Source organism: Nocardia asteroides (assembly GCA_019930625.1).
GTDB classification, from domain to species: domain Bacteria; phylum Actinomycetota; class Actinomycetes; order Mycobacteriales; family Mycobacteriaceae; genus Nocardia; species Nocardia sputi.
Map to the genome: position 1 here is coordinate 6,525,652 of CP082844.1, position 14,905 is coordinate 6,540,556.

Annotated in this window: 15 protein-coding genes and 1 pseudogene; 12 read left to right on the forward strand and 4 right to left on the reverse strand. The window is 69.4% G+C overall.

Features of this window, described 5'->3' with window-relative positions; genetic code table 11:
- Positions 1–12 precede the first annotated feature (12 nt).
- The 3 genes from K8O92_29500 to K8O92_29510 all read left to right on the forward strand — a co-directional run bounded on the left by K8O92_29500 (position 13) and on the right by K8O92_29510 (position 3,518).
- Positions 13–1,455: an amino acid permease gene (locus K8O92_29500; GenBank protein UAK31836.1), complete on the forward strand. Its 1,443-nt coding sequence runs from the start codon at positions 13–15 to the stop codon at positions 1,453–1,455.
- 112 nt (positions 1,456–1,567) lie between these two features.
- On the forward strand, positions 1,568–2,977 hold the full coding sequence (locus K8O92_29505; protein ID UAK31837.1) for an amidase: 1,410 nt from the start codon (positions 1,568–1,570) through the stop codon (positions 2,975–2,977).
- A 58-nt stretch (positions 2,978–3,035) separates the two neighbouring features.
- Positions 3,036–3,518 carry an Lrp/AsnC family transcriptional regulator gene (locus K8O92_29510; GenBank protein UAK31838.1) on the forward strand — a complete coding sequence of 161 codons (483 nt, stop codon included), beginning with the start codon at positions 3,036–3,038 and terminating at the stop codon, positions 3,516–3,518.
- Between the two features lie 20 nt (positions 3,519–3,538).
- Here the strand turns inward: K8O92_29510 and ald are convergent, their stop codons facing one another.
- Complete coding sequence (ald, locus tag K8O92_29515) at positions 3,539–4,645, reverse strand: alanine dehydrogenase (protein UAK31839.1); 1,107 nt, start codon at positions 4,643–4,645, stop codon at positions 3,539–3,541.
- A 239-nt stretch (positions 4,646–4,884) separates the two neighbouring features.
- Here ald and K8O92_29520 point away from each other — a divergent pair.
- A pseudogene (locus K8O92_29520) lies at positions 4,885–5,770 on the forward strand (MFS transporter).
- A 154-nt stretch (positions 5,771–5,924) separates the two neighbouring features.
- Here the strand turns inward: K8O92_29520 and K8O92_29525 are convergent.
- Both K8O92_29525 and K8O92_29530 read right to left on the reverse strand, forming a co-directional pair.
- A complete protein-coding gene (locus K8O92_29525; GenBank protein ID UAK31840.1) occupies positions 5,925–6,356 on the reverse strand; it encodes a nitroreductase family deazaflavin-dependent oxidoreductase in 432 nt (143 codons plus the stop codon).
- 94 nt (positions 6,357–6,450) lie between these two features.
- Complete coding sequence (locus tag K8O92_29530) at positions 6,451–6,858, reverse strand: TIGR03668 family PPOX class F420-dependent oxidoreductase (protein ID UAK36014.1); 408 nt, start codon at positions 6,856–6,858, stop codon at positions 6,451–6,453.
- Positions 6,859–6,997: 139 nt separating this feature from the next.
- On the opposite strand from K8O92_29530, the gene K8O92_29535 reads away from it, so the two are divergent.
- On the forward strand, positions 6,998–7,450 hold the full coding sequence (locus K8O92_29535) for a hypothetical protein (GenBank protein ID UAK31841.1): 453 nt from the start codon (positions 6,998–7,000) through the stop codon (positions 7,448–7,450).
- Between the two features lie 4 nt (positions 7,451–7,454).
- Here K8O92_29535 and K8O92_29540 read toward each other — a convergent pair whose 3' ends face one another.
- The gene (locus K8O92_29540; protein UAK31842.1) at positions 7,455–8,234 is read right to left on the reverse strand and encodes an MBL fold metallo-hydrolase; all 780 of its coding nucleotides are present in this window, start codon (positions 8,232–8,234) and stop codon (positions 7,455–7,457) included.
- Positions 8,235–8,790: 556 nt separating this feature from the next.
- Here K8O92_29540 and K8O92_29545 point away from each other — a divergent pair.
- The 7 genes from K8O92_29545 to K8O92_29575 are packed head-to-tail and all read left to right on the forward strand — an operon-like array spanning position 8,791 to position 14,895.
- Entirely contained in the window at positions 8,791–10,122 is a 1,332-nt protein-coding gene (locus K8O92_29545; GenBank protein UAK36015.1) for an ATP-binding protein, read from the forward strand.
- Positions 10,119–10,535: a roadblock/LC7 domain-containing protein gene (locus tag K8O92_29550; GenBank protein UAK31843.1), complete on the forward strand. Its 417-nt coding sequence runs from the start codon at positions 10,119–10,121 to the stop codon at positions 10,533–10,535. The genes K8O92_29545 and K8O92_29550 overlap by 4 nt, the downstream gene beginning before the upstream one ends.
- Positions 10,532–10,897 carry a DUF742 domain-containing protein gene (locus K8O92_29555; protein UAK31844.1) on the forward strand — a complete coding sequence of 122 codons (366 nt, stop codon included), beginning with the start codon at positions 10,532–10,534 and terminating at the stop codon, positions 10,895–10,897. The genes K8O92_29550 and K8O92_29555 overlap by 4 nt, the downstream gene beginning before the upstream one ends.
- 52 nt (positions 10,898–10,949) lie before the next feature.
- Positions 10,950–11,522, forward strand: coding sequence for an ATP/GTP-binding protein (locus K8O92_29560; protein ID UAK36016.1), 573 nt, complete (start codon positions 10,950–10,952; stop codon positions 11,520–11,522).
- On the forward strand, positions 11,519–12,790 hold the full coding sequence (locus K8O92_29565; protein UAK31845.1) for a cytochrome P450: 1,272 nt from the start codon (positions 11,519–11,521) through the stop codon (positions 12,788–12,790). Before K8O92_29560 ends, K8O92_29565 begins: the two co-directional genes overlap by 4 nt.
- A gap of 41 nt (positions 12,791–12,831) precedes the next feature.
- Complete coding sequence (locus K8O92_29570; GenBank protein UAK36017.1) at positions 12,832–14,016, forward strand: cytochrome P450; 1,185 nt, start codon at positions 12,832–12,834, stop codon at positions 14,014–14,016.
- A 27-nt stretch (positions 14,017–14,043) separates the two neighbouring features.
- Positions 14,044–14,895, forward strand: a complete 852-nt coding sequence (locus tag K8O92_29575) for a helix-turn-helix transcriptional regulator (GenBank protein UAK31846.1) — start codon at positions 14,044–14,046, stop codon at positions 14,893–14,895.
- The last annotated feature ends 10 nt before the right edge of the window (positions 14,896–14,905 follow it).

A 14,905-nucleotide genomic window follows, 5' to 3' on the forward strand; every position in this document is an offset into this window, starting at 1 on the left:
GAAAGGATGTCCATGTCCCTTGCGCACCTACGCAGCCAGATGACGCGCCGGAAACCACTCGGCGAGATCGAGGAGGAAGGCGCACCCGCCGACGAGCAGCTGTCGCGGTCGCTCGGATTGTGGCAGCTCACCGCGATCGGCGTGGGCGGCATCATCGGCGCGGGCATCTTCACCTTGGCGGGCGCGGTGGCGCACTCCGTCACCGGTCCTTCGGTGCTGATCTCGTTCCTCATCGCGGGTGTGGCCAGTGGCGCCGCCGCGCTGTGTTACGCCGAGTTCGCCGGGATGGTGCCCAAGGCCGGGTCCGCCTACACCTACGGGTACGTGTCGCTCGGCGAGATCGCCGGCTGGTTCATCGGCTGGGATCTGCTCTTGGAGTACATCGCGGTCGCGGCGGTGGTGGCCATCGGCGTGTCCGGCTACTTCAAATTCCTGCTGGAGCAGGTCGACATCACGTTGCCGGATTGGATGATGGGCGCCTCGGGCACCGGCGAAGGCCATGTCGTCGACGTGTTCGCCGTCCTGTTCTGTCTCGGCACGGCCTGGCTGCTCTCGCGCGGCATCCGCAGTGTCGGCCGGTTCGAGACCGTCGCCGTCGGCATCAAGGTCGCTCTCGTCGTGCTGATCGTCGTGCTCGGTGTGTTCCATATCGACAGCTCGAACTACACCCCCTACTTCCCGTTCGGCGCGGGCGCGGTGTGGACGGGCGCGGCCACCGTCTTCTTCGCCGTGTTCGGCTACGACGCGATGAGCACCGCGGCCGAGGAGTCCACCGACGGCAAGAAGCACCTTCCGAAGGCGATCATCTATTCACTGGCCATCGCCATGGTGCTCTACGTACTGGCCACCCTGGTGCTGACCGGCATGCAGAACTACACCGAGATCAGCCCGACCAGCGGGTTCTCCACGGCGTTCGAGTCGGTCGGGCAGCCGGGCGTCGCGAATATCATCGCGGTCGGCGCGATCGTCGGCATCGTCACCGTGGTGCTCACCTTCATGCTGGGCGTCACCCGCGTCTGGTTCGCCATGAGCCGCGACGGGCTGTTGCCGGAATGGTTCGCCAAGACCCATCCGGTACGGAAGGTGCCCACCCGGGTGACGTGGATCGTCGGCATCGGTTCGGCGCTGATGGCCGGGTTGCTGGACATCACCGTGGTCGCCGAACTCACCAATATCGGCATCCTGATGGCGTTCATCGTGGTGTCCGTCGCCGTGATCGTGCTGCGGCGCACCCGCCCCGACGAGCCGCGGGAGTTCCGGCTGCCGTTCATGCCGGTCGTGCCGCTGATCGGCATAGGCTTCTCGCTGTACCTGATCTGGTCGCTGCCGTGGGAGACCTGGGCGCGTTTCGCGATCTGGCTGGTCGCCGGGCTGATCGTCTACTTCGCCTACTCGCGTACCCACTCCAAGCTGGAGCGCTCCGGTTCCGCCACGACGGCGGGCCCGGCGACCTGATCTGCCCGTCGAACCGAACAGACTCGCCGGGCGGTATTCGTTGCGGAACGGTCGCTCCACCGCATACGGTCGGGAATGTCGGCTTCGGCGTCCCGGGAAGGAGCGGTAGCGGATGGATCTGCAGGAGATCGTTTCCTCGGGTGTGCTCGAACAGCGCGAGCTTCTGGCGCAAGGTGTGCTCTCCACGGAGCAACTCGTCGAGGCGACGCTCGACCAGATCGACGCCGCGGCAGATCTCAACGCTTTCACCCACGTCCTGCGCGAGCAGGCGATGGCCGAGGCCGTCGAGCGGGACCGTGAGCGGGCGGCGGGCGGCGCGGTCGGTCCCTTGCACGGGGTCCCGGTCGCGGTGAAGGACGAATTCGACGTCGCGGGTGTGGTGACCACCTTCGGCACCCGGGCGAATTCGGTTCCGGCGGTGTCGGACGCCGAGGCGGTGCGCAGGCTTCGCGCGGCCGGGGCGATCATCGTCGGCAAGACCGCCATGCCGGAATTCGGGCAGTGGCCGTTCACCGAGTCCAGTACCTTCGGTGTGGCCCGCAACCCGTGGGATCCCAGCCGCTCCCCCGGCGGATCGAGCGGCGGCTCGGCCGCCGCGGTGGCGGGCGGGCTGGTGCCCGCCGCACTCGGTGGTGACGGGGGCGGATCGATCCGGATTCCCGCGGCGTGCTGCGGCTTGTTCGGTCTCAAACCGCAACGCGGGCGCGTGCCGATCGCCCCGAACGAGCACCTGTGGTGGGCGCTGGGTGTCGCCGGGCCGCTCACCCGCGGCGTACTGGACTCCGCCGTCGTCTACGACGTCATCCGCGGCAGCACTCCCACCGACCGGTTCCGGGCGCCGGATCCGGCGATCTCCTTCGAAGCGGCGGCGCGCGAACCGGCCCGGCCGTTGCGCATCGGCTACAGCACCAAGTCCCCCACCCCTCTGGTGAAACTCGATCCGCAGCACGTGCGCGCCGTCCGCGACACCGCGAAGCTGCTCGCCGAGCTGGGCCATACGGTGGCGGAGATCGACCCGAGCTACCCGGATTCCACGCACGCCTTCTTCCCGCAGTTCTTCGGCGGCGTGCGCGCCGAACTGGCCGAGGTGGATCACCCGGAACTGCTCGAACGCCGCACCAGGCAGACGGTCACGTTCGGGGCCTGGGCACGCAGGCCGGTGGTCGAATGGGCGATCCGGCGAGGAGAGGTGCTGGCGCGCAAGGTGGATCGGATCTTCACCGAATGCGATCTGTTGCTGACGCCCACCATCGCGATCCGCCCGCCGCTGGTCGGCGTGCTCGACGGAGCGAACACCGTGCGAGCTCAGCTCGCCTCGGTTCCGATGGTCGCCTACACCGCGCTCTGGAACGTCACCGGGCACCCCGCGGCGTCCCTGCCCGCCGGCGTCGGCGACGACGGGCTTCCCCTGGCGGTTCAGCTGATCGGCCCCACCAACGGCGAGACGGCGATTCTGCCGATCGCCGCGCAACTCGAGCAAGCGCGTCCGCACCCCCGTCCGGTGAGCCGCTCCGCCCGATAGCCGAAGAAGCTTCACGCGGACGCGCGGCCTGGCGAATGGGATTCGGTAACGTCGGCCTATGGCCAAACCCGACTCGACGTCGACCGTCGCGATAGACGACATCGACCGGATCCTGCTCGACCAGCTGGCCCGGGACGGACGCATGACGAACAACGCGCTCGCCGCCGCCGCGGGCATCGCGCCCTCGACATGTCTGGGCCGGGTGCGACCGCTGGTGCAGCGCGGCGTGATCCGCGGGTTCCACGCCGACATCGATCCGGCGGCCCTCGGCCGCAGCCTGCAAGCCATGATCGCGGTGCGCCTGCGCGCGACCGCGCGCAGGCAACTGGCCGAGTTCGGCGCGCGTATGTCGGAACTGGACGAAGTGCTCAACGTGTACTTCATCGCGGGCGCCGACGACTACCTCGTACACGTCGCCACCGCGAACACCGACGAGTTGCGCGCTTTCGTGTTGGATCATCTCAGCGCCCACCCCGCGGTCGCCTCGACCGAGACGATCCTCATCTTCGAGCACATGCGTCCGCGGTCCGGGAACGCCTGACCGACCGTCCTGGGCAGGACCTAAGCGGCGAGAGTCCGGGCGGCGTACCCGTGTGCTTGCGCCACCGTCTCCGACAACAGCGCGCCGCGGTGGGTGCTCAATCCCGCGGCCAGCCCGGAATCCGCCTCGACCGCGCCGCGCCATCCCCGCTCGGCGAGCGAGATCACGTGCGGCAGTGTCGCATTGGTGAGGGCGACGGTGGAGGTGTTGGGTACGGCGCCGGGCATGTTGGCCACGCAATAGAACAGCGAGTCGTGCACCTGATAGGTCGGCTCGGCGTGCGTGGTCGGCCGCGAGTCGGCGAAGCAGCCGCCCTGGTCGATCGCGATATCGACCAGCACGGAGCCCGGTTTCATCTGCGCCACGAGATCACCGGGCACCAGGGTCGGCGCTTTGGCGCCCGGCACCAGTACCGCGCCGATCACCAGGTCCGCCTCGCGGACCGCGGTCTGCACCTCGAGCGTGTTGGACATGACGGTGCGGACCCGGCCCGCGTAGCGCGCATCGATCTCGCGCAGCCTTGCGATGTTCAGATCCAGGACGGTGACATCGGCGCGCATACCGTGTGCCACCGCGATCGCGTTGCCACCCGCGACGCCCGCGCCGAGCACGGTGACCTTCGCGGGCCTGGTACCCGGCACCCCGCCCATCAGGACACCGCGTCCGCCCACGCTGCGCATCAGGTGATAGGCCCCAGCCTGCGCCGCCAACCGCCCCGCGACCTCGCTCATCGGCGCGAGCAGCGGCAGCGTGCCGTCGGGGGCGGTCACCGTCTCGTAGGCGATCGCGGTGATACCCGCCGACAGCAACGCGTCGGTGCACTCCTTGGACGCGGCCAGGTGCAGGTAAGTGAACAGCACCTGACCGGCCCGCATGCGGCCGTACTCCGCGGCCACGGGCTCCTTGACCTTCAGCACCAGATCGGCGGCATCCCACACTTCGTCGGCGGTCTCGAGCACGTGTGCGCCCGCCACGGCGTACGCGTCGTCAGGGAAGGCCGAACCGCGTCCGGCGCCCGCCTCGAGATACACCTCGTGGCCACGCGAGACGAGTTCGTGCACGCCGGCCGGCGTGCATGCCACCCGGTACTCGTGGTTCTTGATCTCGCGGGGGATTCCGATTCTCACCTGCACTCCTGTCATCGAGGGACGGCTATTCGACGAACCGCTCCAGTGAGTATGAATATTATTCTGGCTGAGTGCTATATTTCTGAATATAATTCTCAATATTACGAATCTATCATTCGAATCCACCGATACAGCGGTCCCGCCGCCGCTTTCTCCGCAACATCTTCGACGCCGAGTCCCGCGTGACACCTGTGGCCGACCGTGTCCGGTGTGCACCAACTGCGACTACGAGGCCGGTGATGACGACACCGACCGGCACAGCGCCCCACGACCCGAACGTCTCCGTCCGGTGGCGCGGCGTCGCGGCGGCGATGTTCGCGATCGCCTGAGGCGGAAACGAATTCCCGCCGCTGCTGGTGATGTACGCCAACGACGGCATGGCGGCGACCACCGCCGATCTGCTGCTGTTCTACTACGTACTCGGCATCGTGCCCGCGTTGCTGGTCGGCGGCCCGCTGCCGGATCGCCACGGCCGTCGCGCGCTGCCGCGACCCGCGCCGCTCCTCCGCCGCCGGATCGCTGCTGCCCGCGTTCGGGTCCGCGTCGGTACCGCTGATGTCGGCGGGACGGGTGCTGTGTGGCTCGGCCCTCGGATTGGCGATGGCGGTCGGCGGCAGCTGGCTCAAAGAGCTGGCTCAGCCGCCCTACGGGCCGCACCTGCCCGCGGGCACGGGAGCGCGTCGCTCCGCGATGAGCCTCACCGGCGGTTTCGCGGTGGGCGCGTGCTGCGCCGGAGTACTCGCCCAATGGGCTCCGTGGCCGAACACCTTGGCATACCTGATCAACGTGGGGCTGTGCCTGATCGCGGCCGTGTGGGTCACCCGGGCACCGGAAACCGTTACCCCGCAGAGGAATCCGGGTCGGCTTCACGATGATCTACGAATTCCGGCTGCGGAACACCGGCGCTTTCGCACCGTCGCGATCCCGGCCGCGCTGTGGCTGTTCGCCTCCGGCGCGACCGCGTACGCGGTGCTGCCCGCGCTGATGGCGCCGCGGGTCGATGCGGCGCCGATCGCGTTCTCCGCCCTGGTGTGCGTCGTCAACCTCGGCTGCGGATTCGCGATCCAGTCCGCCGCGCGCCGGATCGACCGGCCCGGCACCGCGCGGGCGGCCGTGGTGGCGTGAGCGCGGTGACCGGCGTTGCTTTCGTTCCTGCACAATGCCTTCGGCCTCGGCTATCCGGCGATGTTCGGCGTCGGCGCGCTCGCGGCGGCCGGATGTCTCGGTCTGGCGCTGCGCGACTACCGAGCCCGGCCGGCGCCGATCGTGGGAGAGGGTCTCATTTCTTCGGCGTCAGCAGGACGAGCGGAATCTCCCTGGTGGTCTTCGTCTGATAGTCGGCGTAGGTCGGCTGCGCGGAGGTGATCCGGGGCCATAGCTGCGCCCGTTCCTCGGCGGTGGCCACTCTGGCCGTCATCGGCACCTTGGGTCCGCTCTGCACGGACACGACAACGTCCGGCTTGTCGCGCAGGTTCAGAAACCACGCCGGGTGCACGGGGTCGCCGCCCCGCGAGGCGACGATGACGTAGGTGTCGCCGTCGACGATCGGCGCGGTGAGCATGACCGCGTGCGGGCGACCGGATTTGCGGCCGGTGGTCGTCAGCTCCAGCGACGGCATGCCGGCGAACTCGTTGCCCAGCTTCCCGAAGCTGAGTTTCAGCAGGGCGCGATGCGCCGTATTCATGGCCTTCAACGCGAAATTCGAGGGCATGCGATCCTCACGGTCAGCTCGACAGGTGGCACGGCACGACGCCTCCGCTGGAGGCCCCGGCGAATCGGACTGTACCCGAAACGGCGGTCCCCGCTCAGCGCGCGGACCACCCCGACCAGCGGGCCACATCGATGGCTATCACCGGCCCCGGTGGCGGCTGTCGCTCGTATTGGGGATAGCGCTCGGACAAACGGCGGATCGCCGCTTCCGATTCGGCGGCCTCCGCGATGCGGGCATCCCCGTCGGCGCGTGCCCACCACAGCTGGGCCCAGTCCTCGTCGTAGCGGTCGACGAGCACGGTGACCGCCGGGTTCGCCGCGATATTCGCCAGCCGGCGCAGCGCGGTGGTCGTCTTCGGCTTGGCGTCGACGCTGGTGTAGATCACCTCGCCCGCCACGACGAACACGATAGGGACCAGGTGCGGGCGCAGCTGCGCCGAAACGGTTGCCAACCGCGCGACCGGACCGGTCGCGAATCGCCTGCGCGCCTCCTGTGAACTCAGCCGCACACCCACCTCCTCGAAGTCGTCACGCCCGCGAATCGGGTATCGGGTCCGTTCCATCCCCTATGCAACCGGACATTTGCCGTGAAATCACGGCGATCGACAACTCCCACGCTACGGTCGAGGGAATGTTTGACCCGTGAACTGGCGAAATCACCAGAAGGTGGAGGCGGTCGTGGACATCGATATAACTGCCCGGGTGAATCTAGCGTTCGAGATGTGGGAGCGGGCGCACGGGCGACCACTGGCCGACGATACGGTCGAGACGTGGGTGACCGCGGCCGGGTACGACCTGGAGCCGGGGCAGTTGGCGAAGGTTCGGCGCGGACAGCTCACCGCACTCCCGGAGCAGGCTCGGGCCGGTCTGGCCCACGTGTTCGGGCTCGACCCCAATTACTTCGTCTTCGATCCGGGCCCCGATCGGGCCGACGACGCCGAAGTGATCGCCCACCTGGACAATTCGGCGCTGCGCCGCCTCGGCCAAGCCGTGAACGGCGTGTCGCTGCGCACGCTGTTGTACCTGGAGTCCGTCGCCGAAGTACTCCGCGAGGCCGACGGCCTGCCTCCGTGCGAGCAAACCGCGCAACTCTGATCGATCACGTCAGCGGATCGGCTTCGGCCCCGGCTCGACTGCCCGTGGGCCGGCCACACCGCTGATCCCACGGCGGGACCCATCCGCCTTCCCGCACACCTTGCCCGGCGCGCCACGCCGCGGCCGCCGCGCCGAACAGCACATCGCCGTGGCCGACACAGATCGTCTCCACTTCCAGTCCGGCCAGCCGGGCAACGGCGTCCTCCACGGCCGCGCTGTCGGCGTTGAAGACGCCGGGCATGGTGACGCCTCCGACATTCGCCAAGGTGTCGCCGGTGAACAGCAGACGATGTCGCGCCAGGTGCAGGGCGATACTGCCTGCCGTGTGCCCGGGCACGGCGATCACCTCAGCGCCCCCGCCGAAGGCGATGCGATCGGCGTCGTCGAGTTCGCGGTCCACCGGTGACGGAGGTGGCGGGGAGAACGGCGGCAGCGCCTCGGCGATGGGGATCTCCCACTCCCGCAGCACCGGCGGCGGAGCCACCCGAGAACCACGGACGACGCCTGCGTCCGCGCGATGCACCAGCACCTGCGCACCCCAGTCGCGGATCGCCGCGGCGGCGCCGATGTGGTCGGCGTGCGCGTGCGTGATCACCAGCCGGCGCACCTGCTCGCGCTCTAATCCCAGTTCCGCGAGTCCAAGCCCGATCTCCTCGGCCGAACCCGGAGGGCCGCTGTCGATCAGGCTCACTTCGGCGTCGTCGTTCCACACGAAGACGTTGAGATCATTCACTTCGGGGAACTGGAGCGCATGCAGCTGGGGGCTGATCTGGAGGATTCTCATCCGAACGACGGTAGAGACCGCGCGCCCGGCGCGCCCGGCGATCTGCCGCAGGCAGACGAGCTCCGGCGACGTGGACCCGCCCGGCACGGATCGCTTCCGCCAGACGCGACACCGCAACGGAACGCGATAATCGACATTTCAAGCACCGCCGGAAATGCGGTGTCCGGCAAACGCCGGCTATCAATAGTGAATTCCAGGCAAACCGCCGTCGAACAATTCTCCAGCCGAACGAGCTGGCGCGGAGCCTTTGTGGGTCGGCGGAGTGACTTCCGAGCATCTGCGCGGCATGCGAAATATTCGGCCGAGCGCGTTCGTATCCGTTTCACTTCGAGTGGCGCCACACCGGCCGGGCGGCTATGCTCGGCCCGCGAGATTCGAAATTGCTTGTCGGTCTGCGTATTTGGGGTGAGGTAGGCACGCAGTAGGGGGTCAGGGATGCCATTTCCCCGCGGTGAGCGCGAGTGCGGAAGTACGGAACTTGTCAGAGTCGTTGGATGTGCCGGCGAGTGAGCCCGGCGAAAGCGCTGTACGGCGCTCGAAAACGCCGTACGCGACATTGTCGGCCTGTGTTATAGCCGGCGCGGCCGTCGTCACGACGGCGGTGTACTACGCACCCGACGAATTCCGCATTTCACTCGCTGCGGGCGGCGCCGTCGCCGCGATCGCCCTGTGCGCCGCGGTGACGGCGGCGGTCCACTTCCGCCGGGAAGCCCGGCACGCCCGGCGAGAGGCCGACCGAGCCCTCGCCGACCGCGCGTTCGCCGCCGCCGAGGCGCAAGCCGAGGTCACCGCCGCGAACCAGGCGGTCGCCGAGCACACAGCGCGCGCGAAGAGCAGCGAGAGCCGTCGCGCCGCGGCCATGGCGGCCTTCGCCGGGGCCGCGGGCCGCATGCAGGCGATGACCACCGGCATGCTGGCGGAGCTGCGCGAGATGGAGCATCGGCACGGCGATCCCACCGTGCTCGCCGACCTGCTGCAACTGGATCACCGCACTGCCCAGGCGGGCAGGCTGGCCGACAGCATCGCCGTGCTCAGCGGCGCGCGATCCGGCCGCAGGTGGGCCAAACCGATTGCCATGGAATCGATTCTGCGCGGCGCGATGGGACGCGTCGCCGGTTATCAGCGGGTGCGGTTGCGCGCGATCGCCGATATCGCGATCTCCGGTCACGCAGCGGAAGGCGTCATGCACGCGCTGGCGGAGCTGCTCGACAACGCTTGCAACTTCTCCCCGCCTACCACCGAGGTGCACGTCTACGCCGCCGAGGTCCCCGCGGGCGTCATCATCACCATCGAGGACAGCGGGTTGGTGATGAGCGCCTCGGCCCTGCGCCGCGCCGAGGCGGCGGTGTCGGCCACCGGACCGGACGCACGCGGCTCCGGCGTCGACCTGTCCTCGCTGACCGGGACCCGGCTCGGCCTCGCCGTGGTGGGCCATCTGGCGCGCAAGCACGGACTCACCGTCTCCTACCGGCCGTCGGCCATCGGCGGCACCGCCGTGGTCGTGGTGATCCCGCGAGATCTCACCACTCGCTCGCAACGGCCCCAGCCGTCCACCACCACCGGCACGCCGCCGGTCGCACGGGAGCGGGCCCGCACCAGCGCGCCGCCGGAACACTCGGACGCCGATCCGGAGTTCGTTCGCAGCGCCGCGCATCCACCCGCCCGGCCCGCTCCCGCCGTCGCGAGCCCGGCGCTGCCCAAGCGACGCCGAGGCAGCACGCTGGCCGCCGTCCACCCGGACGGGCTCGCGGCGCCGGAACCTGCCACGCCGGCTCCGCTCCCGGCCCGGCCGGACTCGCTCGGTGCGTTCCAGCGCGCGGTGACCAAGCGCGCGACCGACAGCGCCGCCACCATTTCCCCCGCACCCTCCGTGGAGAACCAACCATGACAACCTCCGAGACCGCGCACCCGAGCTGGCTGTTGGAACAGCTGCTCACCCGCACCCCGCGCACCAGGCACGCCCTACTGCTGTCGAGCGACGGGCTGAAGATCTGCCACACGCCCGAACTCACCGTGGACAGGGCCGACCAGCTCGCCGCCATCGCGGCGGGCATCCAGAGCCTCTCGCACGGCGCTTCGGTGGAATTCGGCGACGGCCGGGCGGGAGTACGCCAGTCGATGACCGAGTTCTACGGCGGCATCCTGTTCGTCGTCGAAGCCGGGCTCGGCGCGCACATCGCGGTCGTCGCCGCCGAGGACGCGGACGCGGGGCTGGTCGGCCACAACATGCGGGAACTGGTGGAACAGCTCGGCGAACACTTGGCGGCCACGCCGCGCTTCCCCGGAGCGGGCGTGCCGTGACCAGGCCGGGCCGGGACGACGACCCCGATCGGCTCTACACGCTCACCGGGGGGCGGAGCCAGCCGGACTCCGACACCTTCGACCTGGTCACCTTGGTGGTCAGCGAGTGCGCACCGGCGCCGGGCATGCAGTCCGAGCACGTGGCGATCCTCGACATGTGCCACGCCCCGACCTCCGTCGTCGAGATCGCCGCCCAGCTGCGCATTCCGGTCGGCATCGTCACCATCCTGCTGTCGGACCTGCTGCACGCGGGCAAGATCACCGTGCGACCGCCGCAGGCCGGGCGGCCCGGCGAGCCATGGCATTCCCTGCCCGACACCACCACGCTCGAGAAGGTGCTCGTTGGACTTCGCAAACTCTGATCCGCGCCCCGCCCGCGCGGACGCACCGCTGCATCGGGCGACCAGGCGGGGACTGAAGATCGTCATCGTCGGCGGTTTCGGCGTCGGCAAGACGACGATGGTCCGCGCGGTGAGCGAGATCCGGCCCCTCGACACCGAGGCGATCATGACCGACGAGGGGCTGGACATCGACGACCCCAGCGGCGCGCCGGGCAAATCGACGACGACCGTCGCCTTCGACTTCGGACGGATCACCATCGATGACGAGCACGTGCTGTACCTGTTCGGCGCACCGGGGCAGCAACGGTTCCGGTTCCTCTGGAATCGTCTGTTCACCGGCGCGCTCGGCGCGATCGTGCTGGTCGACCCGCACCGGATAGCGGATTCCTGGTACGCCGTCGACCGGCTGGAACACCAGAAGACGCCGTTCATCGTCGCCTGCAACGACTTCGGCGGCGGACATCGTCCCGACGAGGTCCGCGACGCGCTCGACCTCGATCCGCATGTGCCGGTGATCGACTGCGACGCCCGTTCTCGGGAGTCCGGCAAGGGCGTACTCATCACCCTCGTCGAGCACCTCTACGCCACCGCCCCGCCCCCGGCCGCCCCGCGCCCCTTGTTCCCGACTCCGGAGGCCGCGTCATGACCACGCCCGCGCCGAGTTCCACCGGCAACTGCCCCGTCCACGCCGCCCCGGTCCCATTGAGCGGGCCGCGTTTCCACACCGATCCGCACCAGCTCTATCACGAGATGCGCCGCGAGCACGGACCGGTGGTCGCCGTCGAGTTGCCCGGCGGCGTCCCCGCGTGGCTGGTCATCGGCTACCGCGAACTGCACCAGGTGACCAGCGATCCGGAGTTGTTCCCCCGCGATGTCGGCCGGTGGAACCAGTGGCCGAACATCCCGCCGGACTGGCCGCTGCTGCCGATGGTCGGGCAGCCGATGCCGTCGATCTATTTCACCGCGGGCGCGGAGCACCGCAGGCACGTGGCGATGGTGGAGCCCGCGCTGGAGAGCGTCGACACCTTCGAATTGCGGCGCACCTGCGAGGACCTGGCCGACCGCCTGATCGACGCGTTCTGTGGCCGGGGCGAAGCGGAGCTGGTCGCCGATTTCGCCGAGCCGCTGCCGGTGCTGGCCCTGGCGCGGATCCTCGGTTTCCCCGACGAGGACGGACCGCGGCTGGCCTGGACGATGAAGACGCTCGCCGACGGCGGGGCCGACGCCCAGGCCGCGCATCAGCAGTTCGCCGAGCACATACAGCGCCTGCTCGCGACCAAGCAGGCCGCGCCGGGCGCCGACCTCGTGTCCTGGATGCTGGCCCATCCCGGCCCGTTCACCGATCAGGAATACGTCTTGGACCTGATGGCGGTCACCGCCGCGGGGTATCTGCCCACGGCCGACTGGATCGGGAACTCGGTGCGGCTGATGCTCACCGACGACAGGTTCGCCGCCGCGCTCGGCGGCGGGCGCCACAGTGTGGGACAGGCGATGAACGAAGTGCTGTGGGAGGACACGCCGACCCAGATCCTGGCCGGGCGCTGGGCCGCCCGCGACACCCGGCTGGGTGACAAGGTCATCCGAGCCGGGGACATGCTGCTGCTCGGGTTGGCCGCGGCCAACGCCGATCCCCATGTGCGCCAGCATGTCCGCGACGGCGCCGAACCGGCGCACGCAGGCAACAGCGCGCATTTCGCGTTCAGCTACGGCGAATACCGCTGCCCCTTTCCCGCGCAAGAGATCGCCGAGGTCATCGCGCGCACCGGCATCGAGGTCCTCCTCGACCGGCTGCCCGACCTCGACCTGGCGGTGCCCGCCCAGAACCTGGTCCGGCGGCCCTCGGCCTTCCTGCGCGGCATGACATCCCTCCCCGTCCGTTTCACACCCGTTCGTACCGTCGGAGGTGCCCCGTGAGCAGAGAATGCCCACATGCCGCAACCCTTGCCATCGATCCGATGGTCGGTGACCTGGCCGCAGAGACCAGCCTGCTGCGCGCCGCGGGCCCGCTCGCCCGGATCGAACTGCTCGGCGTACCCGCCTGGACCGTCACTCAGCACGCGCTGGCCAGGCAACTGCTCGTCGACACCAGGCTGGTCAAGGACATCGGCGCCTGGTCGCTGTGGCGGTCCGGCGTGGTGACCAGGCAGTGGCCGCTGATCGGCATGATCGACGTGGGCCGTTCCATGTTCACCGTCGACGGCGCCGAACACCGCAGACTGCGGATCAAGACCACCCAGGCGTTGACCAAACGCAGGCTGGACGCGCTACGCCCGGCGATCGAGCGCATGACCGCCGAACTGCTTGACGACCTCGCCGAGGCCGGACGCGACGGCGCGGTGGACCTCAAGACGGTGTTCGCCTATCCGCTGCCGATGCGGGTCATCAGTGAGCTGATGGGCGTGGATCGGGCCGACCATCCGATGCTGCTCAGCTGGTACGAAGCGTTCTTCTCCCTGCTGACGCCGCAGGGTGAGCGGCTGCGGGTGATCGACGAGCTGGACGCCTACTTCACCGAACTGGTGCGCAAGAAGGCCGCCGATCCGACCGACGACCTGACCAGCGCTTTCCTCGTCGGCGGCGAGACCGAGCCGCTGACCGAGGAAGAGGTGGTCGGCAAGCTGAAAGCGCTGGTGGCCGCCGGGCACGAAACGACGATCGGGCTCATCCTCAACGCGGTGCGCGCCCTGCTGGGACGCCCGGAACAGTTGAGCGCCGTTCGCGCGGGCGATCTGACGTGGGATGCCGCGGTGGAGGAAACCCTGCGCTGGGACAGCCCGGTGACCCATCTGCTGATGCGGTTCGCGACCGAGGACATCGTCGTCGGCGACACCGTCATCGAGAAGGGCGAGGGAGTCGTCATGTCCTACCGCGCGATCGGGCGGGACCTCGCCGTGCACGGCCCGGGCGCCGACGAGTTCGACGTCGCCCGCCCCACGGCGAACCGGCACTTGGCATTCGGTTACGGCCCGCACATCTGCCCGGGTGCGGCGCTGGCCCGCTTGGAAGCGGGAATCGCGCTGCCCGCCTTGTTCGCCCGCTTCCCCGGCCTGCGCTTCGCCGTGCCGGTCGAGGAGATCCGCAATCTGCCGGTGCTCACCCAGAACGACCTCGAAGCGTTCCCGGTGTATATCGGGAACTGATCCGAAGCGCCGATTGTTACCGTGGCTATGGCCAGCGAAACCTCGGCGGAGCTGAACCGGCGTGCCCAGCTCCGCGACTTCCTCCGCACCCGTAGAGCCCGGCTGACGCCGCAGGACGTCGGCCTGTCGGCGGTAGGCCGTCGCCGGACGCCCGGCCTGCGGCGGGAGGAGGTCGCGATGCTCGCCGGGGTGGGCGTGTCCTGGTACACGTGGCTGGAGCAGGGACGCGACATCACGGTGTCGGCGGAGGTACTCGACGCGATCGGCGCGGCACTGCGCCTGTCCGGGCCGGAGCGCAGGCATCTGTATCTGCTCGCCGGCCTCAACCCGCCGCCGTCCGGCCGCACGCGCGACACCGAGGTCACCCCGCAGCTGCGTGGGCTGATCGAGGCGTGGGGCTCGCGACCCGCGGTGCTGCGTGACCGCTGCTGGAATCTGCTCACGGTCAACGACGCGGCGCGAGCCGTCTTCGGATTCACCGACGCCGACCACAACTGCTTGATCTCGTTCTTCACCAACGCCAGGTATCGCGGAATGCACGTGGAGTGGGCCGCGATCGCGCCCGCGGTCGTTGCCGCGTTCCGTGCCGACGCGGCGCATGCCCCCGGTGACCCGGAATTCGGCCGGGTGGTCGGCGAACTCACCGCCGCGAGCCCCGAGTTCGCCCGGTTGTGGGCCCGCCACGACGTGGACGCCGCCGTCCAAGCCGTGAAGGCGGTGCGCCATCCGGAGGCCGGTGACCTGCTGTTCGACACGACCACCCTCGCGGTGGCCGACCACCCGGACTGGTTCCTGGTGCTCTACAACCCGCAACCGGGCACCGAGACCGCGCAGCGAGTCGAAGGGCTGACGCGGATCGGACTCGCCGTCTCGGCATGAGGCATAACCT